Here is a 15,849-nt window from a genome sequence, read left to right on the forward strand (position 1 = left end):
ATTTTCATTAACATCAGTGTTATTAACTCCCACCTTGATCTCAAGTGTTAATTAATCTAAAAAAATACGGTAAACTAACAGTAATTTTATTTTATGGCGAAACCATGATGTCTGCACACGATCAAAATCATCCGGTAAACAATGACAATAGTGACGAGTCCACCACTCACTTTGGTTTTCAAACCGTCGAAAAAAATGAAAAAGAGTCGAAAGTTGCCAGCGTATTTCATTCTGTTGCACAACAATACGACGTGATGAATGATTTGATGTCGTTTGGTATTCATCGCTTATGGAAACGTTTTACCATTGACGCCAGTGGCGTACGCCCAGGCAATAAAGTATTAGATTTAGCCGGTGGTACTGGTGATTTAACAGCAAAATTCTCTCAACTTGTTGGTCGTGAAGGTAAAGTAATACTCGCTGATATCAATAGCTCAATGTTGAATGTTGGTCGCGATAAATTGCGCGATCGTGGTTTAGTGCAAAACATTGAGTACGTTCAAGCAAACGCGCAATATTTACCCTTTGAGGATAATACTTTTGACGTCATCACTATCGCATTTGGTTTACGCAATGTTACCGATAAAGATATGGCATTGCGCTCTATGTACCGTGTACTTAAGCCTGGTGGCCGTTTATTAGTATTAGAATTTTCTAAACCTGAGCATGAGTTAGTCAATAAAGCCTACGATTTTTATTCTTTTAATATCTTGCCTAAAATGGGTGCGTTAGTGGCAAAAGACGGTGACAGCTACCAATATTTAGCAGAATCTATTCGTATGCATCCTGATCAAGAAACACTGAAAACCATGATGGACGCTGCTGGTTTTGAACAAACCAGTTTCAAAAATTTAACCGGTGGTGTTGTCGCGCTGCATAAAGGTTATAAATTTTAACCTTATGCGTCAGACTATTAGTCAACAACTTATGTTTGCTCAGACCCTAAGTGCGGCGCTTGAAACACTGATCAATCAGTTTCTGCGTTATAATTTGCACGGCACACGGGCGTTAAAACCTTTGTCTGAAAAAACACTAACAGTGAAGCTTGCAGAATTATCGTTTCCCTTAAGCTTTTCGGTTAGTGATGAAAAAATTCATGTAACCACCAACGATGAGCATTATAATTGCTGTTTAATCACCAGTATAAGTACCTTGATTGAGTTAAAAAAAGAGCAGCAACTTACTGATTTAATTAAAAATGACAAACTCGACATTCAAGGTGATTTAAAAGTAGCTCAACGCTTCGCCGACATTGCACAAACACTCGACATTGATTGGCAAAGTGAGTTAGCCAAACGCATTGGTGATGTTCCAACCTACAAAATTGGGTTGCTGGGTCGCCAACTTTTGAATAAGTTAAGCTTTGCTGCAAAACAAATTCCAGCAGATGCGAGTGAATGGCTAGTACATGAAAAACGCCTCATCATAACGGCAGCAGAATTATCTTATTTTAGTCGTGATGTTGAACATACTGAACAACAAACTGCCGATTTAAATCAACGAATTAATCAATTAATTAATCGCATAAGCAAATTATCCTAAGGGCCTTTGGTGAGTAGTAAACGTTTATACAAGATAGTAAAAACATTTCTTCAGTTTGGGCTTGATGAGCTTTTGCCGGAAAAATATCTGCCGTGGTACATAAAAATGCTGCGCAGCTCATTGTTTTGGCTTCGCAACAAGCACCAAGATAAAACTAAAGCGCAGCGCTTTCGATTAGCGATAGAGTCATTGGGGCCAGTATTTGTTAAATTTGGCCAGATGCTTTCAACTCGCCGAGACTTGTTACCCGAAGACTTCGCTAATGAGTTGACCTTATTACAAGATAAGGTACCCGCATTTGCTGGCACAGAAGCTGAAAAAATAATTATTGCCGCAATGGGCGCTGAAGTTTTTGCTGAACAGTTTAAAGATTTCGATCTAACACCGCTTGCATCCGCGTCTATTGCCCAAGTGCACACAGCTACCATGTTGCATGCAAATGGCGAGCAAGCCGTGGTGCTAAAAGTATTAAGACCAAACATTGCAGAAACTATTTTAGCTGACATCAACGTGATGTCACTCTTTGCCAAAATTATTGCTCGTTGGTTACCTGACGGAAAACGCTTACGCCCTGTAGAAGTTGTCGCAGAATATGAAAAAACTATTTTAGAAGAATTAGATTTAAACCGTGAAGCGGGTAACGCCATTCAATTAAAGCGCAATTTCAGCCAAGGGCGAGATAGCGATAAAGTGCTTTACGTACCTGAAATATACAGCGAATACTGCTCGAAAAACGTGATGGTTATGGAGCGAATTTATGGTGTTGGTGTGGGTGATGTTGACACCTTAAAAGCAAAAAATGTCGACATGAAACTACTCGCTGAACGTGGTGTTGAAGTGTTTTTCACACAAGTATTTCGTGATAGTTTTTTCCATGCAGACATGCACCCAGGTAATGTTTTTGTTGATGCAACAACACCAGCTGACCCCACTTGGATTGCGATTGATTACGGCATTGTTGGGACTCTAAATCGTGAAGATAAGCGCTATTTAGCAGAAAATTTTGTTGCCTTTTTTAACCGTGACTATCGTAAAGTTGCACAATTACATGTCGATTCTGGCTGGGTACCCAGTGACACCAGTGTTGATGAATTTGAATTTGCTATACGCACAGTTTGCGAGCCCATATTTAATAAGCCCTTATCTGAAATATCGTTTGGTCAGGTATTGGTCAATCTTTTCAATACCGCACGCCGTTTTAATATGGAAGTACAACCTCAGCTAGTGTTACTACAAAAAACACTGCTCTATATTGAGGGCTTAGGTCGACAACTCTATCCAGCCTTAGATCTTTGGCAAACAGCCAAACCATTTTTAGAAAATTGGGTTAAAGAACAAATGGGCATTAAAGCGGTTTATAAAAAGGTAAAAGATAACTTACCTTTTTGGAATGAAAAACTGCCGGAAATACCTGATTTAGTCTACGATTACTTAAAAACTAATCGAGAAGCTCAGCGACAACAATTAATGTCACTGAAACAGATACAGCAGCAGCAACAACAACACAGCAAGCAAATGACAAAAATGGTCGTTATTGCCACGCTCGCCATTTGCTTGACCATTAGCTTTACTTAATGACGTTAGCAACTTGCTATTTCAACGTTAGAGATAAGTACTTAGCGTAAAGTATTAAGTAATAAAAAATAGATTAATTAAACAGGAATAAACATGACTAACAACGAAGTTTTACATCACATTCGTTATATATTCACCCTAAGCAATGAAAAAATATCCGCTATTTTTAAGCTTGCTGAATGTCCAAAAACTGATGAAGAAATTAACAGTTTTTTCCGTAAAAATGGTGAGCCAACTTTTACGCGTATCGCTGATAACAATTTAGCGAGTTTTCTTGATGGTTTAATTATAGAGTGTCGTGGAGCAAAAGAGGGTGCGCAAGCGCTGTTGAATCAGTCAGTAAATAACAATATAGTCTTTAATAAAGTAAAAATCGCTCTAGCCTTAAAAGCTGAAGATATTATTGCCTTGCTCGATTCTGCTGAGTTAACCTTGAGTAAGCATGAGCTCAGTGCTTTTTTCCGTAAACCTGAGCACAAACATTTCCGCACATGTAACGATGACACATTATTGAAGTTTTTTAATGGCTTACATTTAAAAAATCAACAAGCTATTTTAGAAATAAAGGAATAAAGGAATACAATAAAGCAAGCTAGGGTAATAGACCTAGCTAGCTTTCTCTTCAACTGATTTAGCTGCAATCGCTTTCTCTGTAACTTCTGTTTCAGCTACCACACGATTACGGCCACTATCTTTTGCTAAATATAGCGCAGCATCTGCTCTACTAATCCAAGCTTCTGCGGACTCAGCAGCACGATATTGCGCAACACCAATAGAAACGGTTACTGAGATGTCATCAGCAAAAGTCGTTTTAGCAATTAAAGCACGTAACTTTTCAGCGACCTTTGTGGCCTCAACTAAATCAACTTTTAACGGTAAAATAATAAACTCTTCACCACCATAACGATATAAGGCATCTAACGCTCGGCTAGATTTTTGAATTAACTCAACCAATTCAACTAGCACGATATCGCCATTAGCATGACCATAGTTATCGTTAATTTTCTTAAAATGATCTAAATCTAATAACAGTAATGAAACTTTCGAGGATTCTCTATTTTGATCTGCTAGAATTTTTTCCAGCTTTAAATCCAAAGCCCGACGATTACCAGATGAGGTTAATGGATCAATACTGGCTAATAAAGCTAGCTTACTATTGGTTTTGCTATAGTTGTTAAAAATTACATAAGCAAACAAAGCCGTTAGAAAGAGTGTTAAAGTGATGGTTAAAAATTCTAAAGTACTAGTAACAGGCCATAAGATGAGAGCAATTAGCATAATAGCAATGAAACATATTATACCTGCCGGTCGCGCTGGTAATATGTAGTAAAAGGCGATCATGCAAGGATACAACCAAAATAAATGTGATTGCCCACGAATGGCAACAATAGACACAATAGCGACAGCAAAAAAGCTAGATAGCACAAGTTTAGCGGTATCAACTTGTCTGGTAATATAAACAAAAGTAAAGAAAGTCGCTGTCACAACCACAAGTGTGCCATCAATAAACGCCATGAGCATGTCACCATCAAGCCAGCGTAAATACACAAATGGTGAAATGGTAATAACCGCAAACGCACTTAATATTAGTAGCATTTTTTCTGCTGCTGAACGTTTTGTCATTAAAGCTTTCCTACTCAACTATTATTTTCCTTAAAATATTAATTTGACTATCAACCTTTAATATAAAAAATTCAAATAGATAATTCAAATTGATGAACTTTATCTTCAGAGTCTATATTATTTTTTATGTTTTAGCATCTCACGTAAATTTGCTACACCCATTTTTGCCGTTTCCTGTTTCTTTTCTATGCTCTGCTTAGTTTGCGTCAGTTCCCAGCTTAAATCATCTTGCGGTAACTCATGCAAAAAGCGACTGGCTTCAGTACGTGAAACTTCACCATACTGCCTGCGCTCTCTAGCATAGGTAAATATTAACTCTCGCTGGGCACGAGTAATGCCAACATAAGCTAAACGGCGCTCTTCTTCAACGTTACCTTCGTCCATACTGGTTTGGTGTGGCAATAAGCCTTCTTCCATACCAATTAGAAAAACATAGGGAAATTCTAGGCCCTTGGAGGCATGTAGCGTCATCAACTGCACTTGGTCAGTATCTTCTTCATCTTCATTGCGTTCCATCATGTCACGTAAGGTCAATCGCGTAACAACTTGTGCTAAGGTCATTGGCTCTTCATCGTCATTACCTTCGAGCATTTGTGTTACCCAACTGAACAGTTGCGTAACATTTTTCATGCGCATTTCTGCAGCTTTTGCGCTCGGAGATGTATCGTACAGCCAATCTTCATAGTTAATTTCACGCACCATAGAGCGCAATACAGCTGACGTCTCACCACGCTCAGCATGATCAGCGGTTTCTACTAACCAACGGGAAAATTTTTGTACGCTGATCAAACCGCGACCAGTCAGGTGCTGCTCTAATCCTAGCTCGAAACTAGCAGCAAACATGCTAATTTGACGCATATTGGCGTAACTGCCCAGTTTTTCTAGCGTTGTTGGGCCAATTTCTCGTCGCGGTACATTCACAATACGTAAAAAAGCATTGTCATCATCAGGGTTAACCAGCACCCTTAAAAACGCCATCATATCTTTAATTTCAGCGCGCGAGAAAAACGAGGTGCCACCATTAATTTTATAGGGAATTCTATTAGTCATTAACGCTTTTTCGAGTAAGCGCGATTGATGATTTCCACGATACAAAATCGCATAATCTTTAAATTTGCTCTTGTTCAAAAAGCGGTGGCCGATTAATTCACCAACAACTCGCTCAACCTCATGATCTTCATTTTTAGTTTGCAGTACACGTAATTCAACGCCGTAATTTAGCTCACTAAACAACGCTTTGTCATAAACATGAGGATTATTGGCAATCAGCGTATTGGCACATTTTAAAATACGGCCACTAGAGCGATAGTTTTGCTCAAGTTTAATCAGCTTAAGATTGGGATAGTCTTTACCTAGAAGCACTAAATTTTGCGGTTTAGCGCCACGCCAAGAGTATATTGATTGGTCATCGTCCCCTACCACGGTCAATAAACCTTGTTCGCCGGTGATCTGCTTGACTAATTCATATTGGCTGGCATTAGTATCTTGATATTCATCGACCAACATATACTTAATTTTTTGCTGCCAACGCGAACGTACTTCCGGATAATTACGCATTAATAATGTTGGAATTAAAATCAAGTCGTCAAAATCAAGCGCGTTATAGGCTTTCATATGCTTTTGGTACATTGCATAAAACTCAGCATATTGCAGAGCATCAGCATCACTGGCTTGTTTAATTGCTGCATCGGGCAGTAACAAATCATTTTTCCAACTGGAAATCATCATTTGTAATTTATTTAATAAGTCTTTATCACCCTCAAGTTGCTCTTGGGTAAGTTCTTTCAATAACGCTAAACTGTCTTGGTCATCAAATAAGGTAAAACCGGGCTTATAGCCTAAAGTTTTTAATTCTCGACGAATAATGTCTAAACCCAATGAGTGGAAAGTACACACCGTTAATCCTCTGGTCTGCGATTTATCCATCATTTTAACCACACGCTCTTTCATTTCTCGTGCGGCTTTATTTGTAAAGGTTACTGCAGCAATATTCTTCGCTTTATAACCACAATTTTCAATTAAGTACGCAATTTTCTGACAAATAACCCCAGTTTTACCACTGCCTGCGCCTGCCAATACTAGGCAAGGACCCTCAACATATTTTTTTGCTTCATTTTGACCTGGGTTTAATTTCATTGCTGCGCTGTAACTCAAATTTATGGTAAATATATTTATACGGCAATTTTACCTGTTTTTATTGCAAGACAACATCAACTTTGAGCTTACTTGTGTAATTTCTTAGATTCGTTAATGGAGATATTATTCTCAAAAGCGCCTACAATAACGCCATCGCTAGCAAAAAAAGAAATTTATTATGATTAACGCAAAAAAAATAGAAGAGATAGCCAAACAAGTCACTGATTCAATTCCTGCGGGTTTGAAAGACTTTGCCAATGAAATGGAAGATAAAACTAAGGTTGTTTTGCAGCGTAAACTGTCTCAACTTGATGTAGTTACGCGTGAAGAATTCGATGTACAAACACAGGTGTTAATTAAAACACGTGCTATATTAACAGAGCTTGAAGCCAAAGTTTCCGCGTTAGAAGCAAAGTTAAACGTCGAGTAATACCAATTGAATTAAGTAATTGATCAATTGTAAGTGAGGGTAAATATTCAAGAGCAAGGCACTTGATTAAGCAATAGCTAGCTATTGGGATTGAAAGTAACGCAGATATTGAAGGTTTAGACCACTTTAGAATGATGGATTATTTATTTCACTTGGTATAATAGCAACTTCAAAGGCCTTAATTAATCTACAGGCCTTTGAAGCAGATACACTTATATACGCATAGTTTGTAATTTTTTATAAGATAAACTGCGCCATAGCCATTCTAATGGACCAAAGGCATAGTTATTTAACCACCAGCGTGAAAAAAGTAATTGAAAGACAACAATGGCCAATACTATTAACATTTGTGGCGCTCGAGATATTTCACCAAAATAGCCGCCAGCATAACTATAAAATATGGTGGTTAAAATTACTGAGTGCATAATGTAATTGGTTAATGCCATTCTACCCATAGGGGTAAATACCGATAAACGCTTATGCCATTTTTCATCTGTTAGTAAACACATGATCAAACCAAAATAGCCCACTGCCATTACAAACTGACCAATAAAAAATAAACTTTCGCCAACGCCCAGTAACAATATGACTTGTTTCGCAACTGGGTGTTGTACCACTAACAACCCAGCGGTTTCAAGTACGGCTCCTAAACCTACACCAACATAGGCCATAATTTTAAATGATGCGCCATGTTGTTGATAATTTTTCATAATGCCACTCGATACTAACCAATAACCTAAAATAAATATTGGCAACAGCATGCTAAAAGCAAAAGGCAACGTAAACATCAGCATAAATAGAGCAAAGTTCAAACGAAACTCAGTTGCCTGCCAATAAGTGCCCTCGGTAAAAGCAGTAATTTCTTTATCTATTTCTTGTTGCATTTCAGCTTGCTGAGCCACTATGGCTTGCGCTTGTTGTTCTACTAAACCTTCCGCAGAAAGCTCGGCTGGTTCTTCAGCACCATCAATTGTCGCTTGCTTAGCGTCAACATGCACAGACATTTCATTCGCTAAATTTTCTTCATTAGTAGTCATTTCAAGTATTGCTGAGTCTTCAACTAGTAATTCGGTTTTTGTTGCTTCGGTTAGTGCTTCACGCTGTTGTTGCGACAAAATTTCGTTCGCTAACTTTATGGTTTCAACACGTTCTGCTACTTGGATTTGTTCATGCCATTGTTCTGTTAAGTCGTGTGTATCATTAAAGAGTCCAAAACTGATACCAGCCAATACCGACATTAGAATAGGAACAGATAACCAGACTACGGAGAGTTTAAAAAATGATTTAGGATTGTCATATTTTTTAAAGCGTGGCTTATTCAGTAATGATACCCAGCCCAGAAGTAACAAACCTGCAATACCATAATCATGAAGAATATCACCGCCCCATAGAAACACCATATGCAATAAACCCAAGACGATTAAAACCAGCATGCGGCGCGAAAACCAAGCACCAAATGGACGCTCTGCTTCTTTCGCCCTGATCAGCATCACCGCAAAACCCATACCGAATAACAAAGCAAACAGCTTATAAAATTTACCTTCGACAAAACACCTAACCAACCAACCTACGGCATGATCTAGACCAGTTAAACTGGCATCCTGACTACCTAAACTGGCCATGGCGCGATTAAACCACTCAATATTCATCAGCAAAATACCCACAAGTGCCAAGCCTCTAAGAATGTCCATCGCGTCAATGCGCTGGCTGATGACAATCGGTGCTAGATTTTCAATTATTGGTGTTGATTTGGGTCTTGTTTCTGGTGTATCAGCTTGAATATCTGACATAAAATTTCCTTTTTTATTATTATAATTTTACTTGATAAGCCTAAGCAATATAAATCATTTAACAAAAAAAAAGCAGCTTAAAGCTGCTTTTAACGAAGAATACATTGGCACTAACCAAAGATTAGGTAAGGAAGGTTTGATAAGCCTTGTTGTCTGTTTCTTCTTGCCAGTCATAATCTAAGGCTTTTAAGTGGGCAAAAAAGTCAGCTTCTTGCGCTTTTTTTACTTCAAAACCCGCTAATACTTGGCCAAAAGCTGCACCGTGGTTACGATAATGGAACAACGTAATATTGTAATGCTCCCCAAGGGTATCTAAAAATGTCTCTAGTGCACCTGGGTATTCAGGAAATTGAAAACGAAAAATACGTTCCTGAGCTGACAATGCATTTTTACCACCGATCATGTATCTCACATGAAGCTTGGCCAATTCATTTTCAGTAAAATCAGCTAATTCATAACCTTGTTGCTGCAAATTTTGGGTTAATGTTTCTCTGTCATTAACATCTCCACCTAAGCGCACACCAACAAAAATATTGGCATTTTGTGCTTGATTTGAAGCATTAGGTTTGTCTGCATAACGGTAATTAAATTCGGTGATCACTCTTCCTGCAAGTGCCTTGCAAAACTTTCTAAAGCTGCCTTTTTCTTCCGGAATTTTGACCGCAAATACCGCTTCTTTTTGCTCACCCAATTCACAGCGTTCAGAAATATAACGCAAAGTATGAAAGTTCATATTAGCGCCAGAAAGAATCGCCACTAATGACTCGTCACCTTGACTAGTTTGGCAATACTTTTGCAGTCCTGCTAAGGATAATGCGCCGGCAGGTTCAGAAATAACTCGGGTTTGCTCGAAAATATCTTTTATCGAGGCACAAATTTCATCGGTAGAAACTGTGATCACGTCGTCACAGTAATGTTTAATTAAATCAAAAGTATGCTTACCAATACGCTTTACAGCCACACCATCGGCAAATAAGCCAACTTGTGCCAAATCAACCGGCCTACCCGCAGCGAATGCGGCTTTTAAACAGGCAGAGTCTTCAGCTTCGACGCCAATGACTTTAATATTAGGTTGTAATTGTTTCAGATAAACCGACATACCGGCTAATAAGCCACCACCGCCAACCGGAATAAATACCACTTGGGTATGAGGGAGTTGTTGTAATAGCTCTTTTGCCACCGTGCCTTGGCCGGCGATAATATCAACATCATCAAACGGGTGAACCACGGTTTTATTTTCTGCTTTGGCATATTCCATCGCGGCTTGTTGTGCTTCGTTAAAACTCTTACCGACTAAGCGTACCTCAGCGCCATAGCGCCTAACATTTTCCACCTTGATCTCAGGTGTGGTAATGGGCATGACAATGGTCGCTTTAATACCCATTTTATGAGCCGCTAATGCTAAACCTTGTGCATGATTACCGGCAGATGCAGCAATAACCCCGTGCAAACATTGCTGCTCAGACAAGTTGACTAATTTGTTATAAGCACCACGCAACTTAAAAGAATGTACCGGCTGTTGATCTTCTCGCTTGAGGAAAATTTGATTACCTAAACGTGATGACAACTTTGTTAAAGGTGTTAGCGCTGATTCAACGGCAACATCATAAACTGGTGCAAGTAATATTCTCCGTAAATAGTCTAGTCCTTGCCCTTGCATAGCTTGGGCTTGCACTAATGCTGCTTGTTCAGCATCAGTCATTGCTTTCACCATTATAATTGCTATCAAGCAATTCACGATTACGTACAGCACCTTTATCGGCACTGGTGGCTAACATGGCGTAGTTTTTCAAGGCATAACTAATTGGACGAATACGACCAATTGGCTTCCAAGCATCTTTACCTTTAGCGTTCATCGCCTTGCGACGCTGGGTGAGTTCTTCTTCACTTACCTTTAACTCAATAACGCGATTAGGGATATCAATATGAATAATGTCGCCTTGCTCTACTAAAGCAATAGTGCCGCCACTGCCGGCTTCAGGAGAAACATGGCCAATAGATAAACCAGAAGTACCACCAGAGAAACGGCCATCAGTTAATAGCGCACAGGCTTTACCTAAGCCCATCGATTTTAAATAAGTAGTTGGATACAGCATTTCTTGCATCCCAGGACCACCTTTAGGGCCTTCGTAACGAATAACAACCACTTCACCAGCCACGACTTTTTTATCTAAAATACCGGCTACAGCGGCGTCTTGGCTTTCGAATACGTGCGCAGGACCGGTAAATACTAAATTGTCGTCACTTACGCCTGCGGTTTTAACTACACAGCCATCAACCGCAATATTACCGGCAAGTACGGCTAAGCCACCTTCTAATGAAAAGGCGTTTTCAATGCTACGAATACAACCATTTTCGCGGTCATCGTCTAAGGTATCCCAACGACAATCTTGACTGAATGCCTTAGTGGTGCGAATACCTGCAGGACCAGCACGGTAAAACTTTTTAACCTCTTCATCGTCAGTCACGGTAATATCATATTTAGCTATAACATCAGCTAATGTCGTGCCTAAAACATTCGGTACATCTGTTTTTAATAAATTAGCGCGTGCTAGCTCACCTAAAATGGCAATGACACCACCAGCACGATGAACGTCCTCCATGTGGTACTTTGGCGTGGATGGCGCAACTTTACATAATTGCGGCACAATGCGTGATAATTTATCCATGTCTTCCATGGTGTAATCAATTTCCGCTTCTTGCGCTGTTGCTAGTAAATGTAAAATAGTATTTGTTGAACCGCCCATGGCAATATCTAAACACATCGCATTTGAGAACGAATCTTTATTGGCAATGTTACGTGGTAAGGCCGATTCGTCGTTATCTTGGTAGTAACGCTTGGTTAATTTGACAATTTCTTTACCCGCGTTTAAAAATAACTGCTCACGGTCTGCATGCGTAGCTAGCATAGAGCCGTTACCGGGTAGTGCTAAACCTAACGCTTCAGCTAAGCAGTTCATTGAATTAGCGGTGAACATGCCAGAACATGAACCACAAGTTGGACAGGCTGAACGTTCTACTTGATCAGACTGCTCGTCAGATACTGACGGATCGGCACCTTGGATCATGGCATCAACTAAATCTAACTTTATAATTTGATCTGAAAGTTTGGTTTTACCGGCTTCCATTGGGCCACCAGAAACAAATATCACCGGAATATTTAAGCGCATTGCCGCCATTAACATGCCTGGGGTAATTTTGTCACAGTTTGAAATACAGACCATGGCATCAGCACAATGGGCATTAACCATGTATTCAACAGAATCTGCAATTAAATCACGTGACGGTAAGCTATAAAGCATACCGCTATGACCCATAGCAATGCCGTCATCAACAGCAATGGTATTGAATTCTTTAGCTACGCCGCCTGCCTTTTCAATGGCACCTGCAACCAACTGTCCCATATCTTTCAAATGCACATGACCAGGTACAAATTGCGTAAAAGAGTTAACCACAGCAATAATAGGTTTACCAAAATCACCATCTGTCATACCCGTTGCACGCCAGAGCGCACGAGCTCCAGCCATATTTCGGCCTTGAGTAGAAGTTGCTGATCTTAATTTTGGCATGACCTTAGTCCCTATATATTGTATGTATGTTGCTATCAGTAAGCGTGATAAGTATGAAAAATTATTTTAAAAATTCACTTTACAATGAGCTTATAAAATAACATTTAAGTTGGTGTTGATGACGCAACTCGTGGTCACCTGATACTTTAGTAAAGCGAGAATACCGAACTTATAAGAAATAAGTGAGTATTAGCGACACAGATAAAGATCAGATGACAACAAATTGAGTTATTGCAATTATTTAACCGGCTCTAACCAACCCCATTTGTCTTCAGTTGTACCATCAAAAATGCCGAAAAAGGCTTCTTGAAGTGCTTTAGTGATGGGTCCACGTGTACCTGAACCTACTTGAATGCCATCAACAGTTTTAACTGGCACAATTTCAGTTGCTGTTCCACACATGAAAAACTCATCGGCGAGGTACAAAGATTCGCGTGAAATAGTCTCTTCACGTACTTCATAGCCTAATTCTTTTGCTAACACGAATACGGCATCACGAGTTAAACCTTGTAAAATAGAGGCGGCACTTGGCGGCGTAAATAAAACCCCTTTTTTGATCAAAAATAGGTTTTGACCTGCGCCTTCACTTACCATGTTATTTACATCTAAGGCGATACCTTCAGTATAACCATGACGAGCAGCTTCTGTAGAAATTAGCTGTGATGACAAGTAGTTACCACCCGCTTTAGCCGCTGTTGGCATAGTGTTTGGTGCTAAACGATTCCAGCTAGACACACCTACATCAACACCATGTTCAATAGCTTCAGCACCTAGGTAAGCTTCCCAACTAAAAGCAGCAACCATTAAATCGGCTTTAGCATCAATCGGTGGACGAAGTCCCATACCTACATCGCCCAAGAATGCTAAAGGTCTAAGGTATGCAGATTTTAAATTATTTTTCACAACAGCGTCTTTACACGCTTGAACAACTTCTTCATGTGTAAAAGGAATATTCATGCGATAAATTTTTGCAGAATCGAATAATCTTGCAATGTGTTCTTCTAAACGGAAAATACACGTGCCTTTGTGTGTGTCATAAGCGCGGATACCTTCAAACACTGATGAACCGTAATGTAGCGCATGACTCATTACATGTACCGTAGCATTTTGCCACGGCATGAGTTCACCGTTAAACCAAATTAGTTCTGCGTTAACTTTTGCCATTTTCTTTTCCTAAATTTTATTGCGTATCAATCAGTCAGCTTAAAAAATTAACTGATTAAGTTATATTACGTATTGTCATCGATTTTAACTCAGCATTATGCGATGCATTGCTGTGATGCGCTATTGTCTACCTTGACTTCTTTGATGTCGATCAGTTTATTAATTTGATCGACCAAAAGTTCGATCGGACGTTCACTTCTGACCATTAATTCAATGGTGCCTACGTTGGTACCCGTATTCACTTTTGCATTCATGCCACTGATTAAAAAACCACGATAGCGAGTTACTTGTAGAATTCGTTCAAGTACCACTTGCTTATCATCCGCTGTTATCATTAATTGATAGTTATTCATTTAGGTACTCTCCATCATTTTATCGTTAGCGGTATTCGGTGGCACAAGTGGCCATACATTCTCTTGCGCATCAATTTTTACTTGCAACAAATATGGCCCGTCATGCTCTAGCATTTCTTCAATGGCGGCGCTCACTTCTGATTTTTTAGTGATCATTTGAGCTTTAATATCGAAAGCATTCGCTAACATAATAAAATCAGGGTTATCAGCTAAATCCGTTTCGCTTAATCGGCCATTGAAAAATAGATCTTGCCATTGACGCACCATACCTAGCTTGGCGTTATCAATAAGCACTATTTTAACCGGTAATTGAAAACGCTTAATGGTTGAAAGCTCTTGCACATTCATCATAAAAGAACCATCACCCGAAACCGCAATAATACAGTCTGTCGGTCGACTAACTTGGGCGCCAACTGCTGCTGGTATACCAAAACCCATGGTGCCCATACCGGCACTGGTTAAAAAATTACTTGGGTCATCAAATACCATGTGTTGTGCAGCCCACATTTGGTGTTGTCCAACATCAGTAGTTACGCAACTATTTTCAGGCATTTTATCGCTAATTTCTTTTAATACCGCAGGCGCAAAAATGGACTCACCGGGGTGGTTATAATCCCAAGCAAAATCTTCATTCATTTGCAGGCAAACTTTTTTCCAAGCTTCAATGGCTAATGGAATGGCTAATGCAGGTAAATTAACCTTTAAATCGCCCAATATTGACGCATCGACAATTCGTCGTTTATTTATTTCTGCGGTATCAATATCAAAATGAATAACTTTGGCATTAGGCGCAAATTCATTTAACTTGCCGGTAACTCGGTCATCAAAGCGCGCCCCTACTGCAATCAATAAATCACATTCTTGTACCGCTATATTCGCCGCTTTAGTACCGTGCATGCCCAGCATACCTAGGTAATATTTATCTTCTGGATCAATCGCACCTAATCCTTTAAGGGTAGAAACACTTGGCAAACCGGTTATTTTGGCAAAATCGCGTAATTCATCGATGGCATTAGCCATACCAACACCGCCACCAACATATAAAATAGGTTGCTTGGCTTGATTTAATAATGCGATAGCACTACCAACATTCGCTGGTGGCAATTTCACTTTGTTTTGTAAGTTAACTAACTCATCTAAACAGCCATTAACTTCGGTGATCTGAATATCTTTAGGAATATCGACTAATACCGGTCCTTGCCTACCTTCTAAGGCAATGGCAAATGCTTGGTGCAGCACGCTGGCTAAATCGTTAATATCGGTGACTTGAAAAGAGTGCTTAGTACAGGCAAGAGATAAACCAAAAATATCAATTTCCTGAAATGCATCAGAACCCATGGCAGCAGTGGCAACTTGTCCTGTAATAGCAACAACGGGAATTGAATCGGCTAAGGCATCAGCAAGGCCTGTGATTAAATTAGTCGCTCCTGGCCCCGATGTGGCAAAGCAAACACCTACTTTACCGGATGCTCTGGCATAACCTACGGCTGAAAATGCGGCTCCTTGCTCATGTCGACACAAAAAGTGTTCTACATCACTGTCATACAGCGCGTCGTAGATAGGCATTATTGCGCCACCTGGGTAGCCAAAAACATGAGCAACGCCATGCTGCTCTAGCACGTTAAATAATAAGCTTGCGCCGGTCAATTTCTTTTCAGTTGTCATGT

13 protein-coding genes are annotated in these 15,849 nt (G+C 39.7%); 5 read left to right on the forward strand and 8 right to left on the reverse strand.

Annotated features, from left to right (window positions below):
• Nucleotides 1-107: 107 nt before the first annotated feature.
• The 4 genes from ubiE to H4J38_RS04240 all read left to right on the forward strand — a co-directional run bounded on the left by ubiE (nucleotide 108) and on the right by H4J38_RS04240 (nucleotide 3,690).
• Entirely contained in the window at nucleotides 108-896 is a 789-nt protein-coding gene (gene ubiE / locus H4J38_RS04225; protein WP_182130151.1) for a bifunctional demethylmenaquinone methyltransferase/2-methoxy-6-polyprenyl-1,4-benzoquinol methylase UbiE, read from the forward strand.
• A 4-nt stretch (nucleotides 897-900) separates the two neighbouring features.
• Complete coding sequence (locus tag H4J38_RS04230; RefSeq protein ID WP_220465406.1) at nucleotides 901-1,542, forward strand: SCP2 domain-containing protein; 642 nt, start codon at nucleotides 901-903, stop codon at nucleotides 1,540-1,542.
• A 9-nt stretch (nucleotides 1,543-1,551) separates the two neighbouring features.
• Entirely contained in the window at nucleotides 1,552-3,117 is a 1,566-nt protein-coding gene (gene ubiB / locus H4J38_RS04235; protein ID WP_182129713.1) for a ubiquinone biosynthesis regulatory protein kinase UbiB, read from the forward strand.
• A 93-nt stretch (nucleotides 3,118-3,210) separates the two neighbouring features.
• Nucleotides 3,211-3,690, forward strand: a complete 480-nt coding sequence (locus H4J38_RS04240; protein WP_182129715.1) for a DUF1456 family protein — start codon at nucleotides 3,211-3,213, stop codon at nucleotides 3,688-3,690.
• Between the two features lie 33 nt (nucleotides 3,691-3,723).
• Here the strand turns inward: H4J38_RS04240 and H4J38_RS04245 are convergent, their stop codons facing one another.
• Together H4J38_RS04245 and rep are read right to left on the reverse strand one after the other, a co-directional pair.
• Complete coding sequence (locus H4J38_RS04245) at nucleotides 3,724-4,740, reverse strand: GGDEF domain-containing protein (protein WP_182129717.1); 1,017 nt, start codon at nucleotides 4,738-4,740, stop codon at nucleotides 3,724-3,726.
• A 117-nt stretch (nucleotides 4,741-4,857) separates the two neighbouring features.
• Nucleotides 4,858-6,876, reverse strand: a complete 2,019-nt coding sequence (rep, locus tag H4J38_RS04250; protein ID WP_182129719.1) for a DNA helicase Rep — start codon at nucleotides 6,874-6,876, stop codon at nucleotides 4,858-4,860.
• 178 nt (nucleotides 6,877-7,054) lie between these two features.
• Between rep and H4J38_RS04255 the strand changes: the two genes are divergently transcribed.
• Entirely contained in the window at nucleotides 7,055-7,306 is a 252-nt protein-coding gene (locus H4J38_RS04255) for a ubiquinone biosynthesis accessory factor UbiK (protein WP_182129721.1), read from the forward strand.
• 212 nt (nucleotides 7,307-7,518) lie between these two features.
• Here the strand turns inward: H4J38_RS04255 and H4J38_RS17130 are convergent, their stop codons facing one another.
• The 6 genes from H4J38_RS17130 to ilvG all read right to left on the reverse strand — a co-directional run bounded on the left by H4J38_RS17130 (nucleotide 7,519) and on the right by ilvG (nucleotide 15,847).
• Nucleotides 7,519-9,096: a DUF418 domain-containing protein gene (locus H4J38_RS17130; protein ID WP_259365379.1), complete on the reverse strand. Its 1,578-nt coding sequence runs from the start codon at nucleotides 9,094-9,096 to the stop codon at nucleotides 7,519-7,521.
• Between the two features lie 121 nt (nucleotides 9,097-9,217).
• Nucleotides 9,218-10,798 carry a threonine ammonia-lyase, biosynthetic gene (gene ilvA, locus H4J38_RS04265; protein ID WP_259365380.1) on the reverse strand — a complete coding sequence of 527 codons (1,581 nt, stop codon included), beginning with the start codon at nucleotides 10,796-10,798 and terminating at the stop codon, nucleotides 9,218-9,220.
• Nucleotides 10,791-12,665: a dihydroxy-acid dehydratase gene (gene ilvD / locus H4J38_RS04270; RefSeq protein WP_182129725.1), complete on the reverse strand. Its 1,875-nt coding sequence runs from the start codon at nucleotides 12,663-12,665 to the stop codon at nucleotides 10,791-10,793. Before ilvD ends, ilvA begins: the two co-directional genes overlap by 8 nt.
• A gap of 237 nt (nucleotides 12,666-12,902) precedes the next feature.
• Nucleotides 12,903-13,829: a branched-chain amino acid transaminase gene (locus tag H4J38_RS04275; RefSeq protein WP_182129727.1), complete on the reverse strand. Its 927-nt coding sequence runs from the start codon at nucleotides 13,827-13,829 to the stop codon at nucleotides 12,903-12,905.
• A gap of 95 nt (nucleotides 13,830-13,924) precedes the next feature.
• Nucleotides 13,925-14,182 carry an acetolactate synthase 2 small subunit gene (gene ilvM, locus H4J38_RS04280; protein WP_182129728.1) on the reverse strand — a complete coding sequence of 86 codons (258 nt, stop codon included), beginning with the start codon at nucleotides 14,180-14,182 and terminating at the stop codon, nucleotides 13,925-13,927.
• On the reverse strand, nucleotides 14,183-15,847 hold the full coding sequence (gene ilvG, locus H4J38_RS04285; RefSeq protein ID WP_182129730.1) for an acetolactate synthase 2 catalytic subunit: 1,665 nt from the start codon (nucleotides 15,845-15,847) through the stop codon (nucleotides 14,183-14,185). It lies immediately after the preceding gene.
• Nucleotides 15,848-15,849 lie beyond the last annotated feature (2 nt).

This window comes from Colwellia sp. BRX10-3, from assembly GCF_014077505.1.
Lineage (GTDB): Bacteria > Pseudomonadota > Gammaproteobacteria > Enterobacterales > Alteromonadaceae > Cognaticolwellia.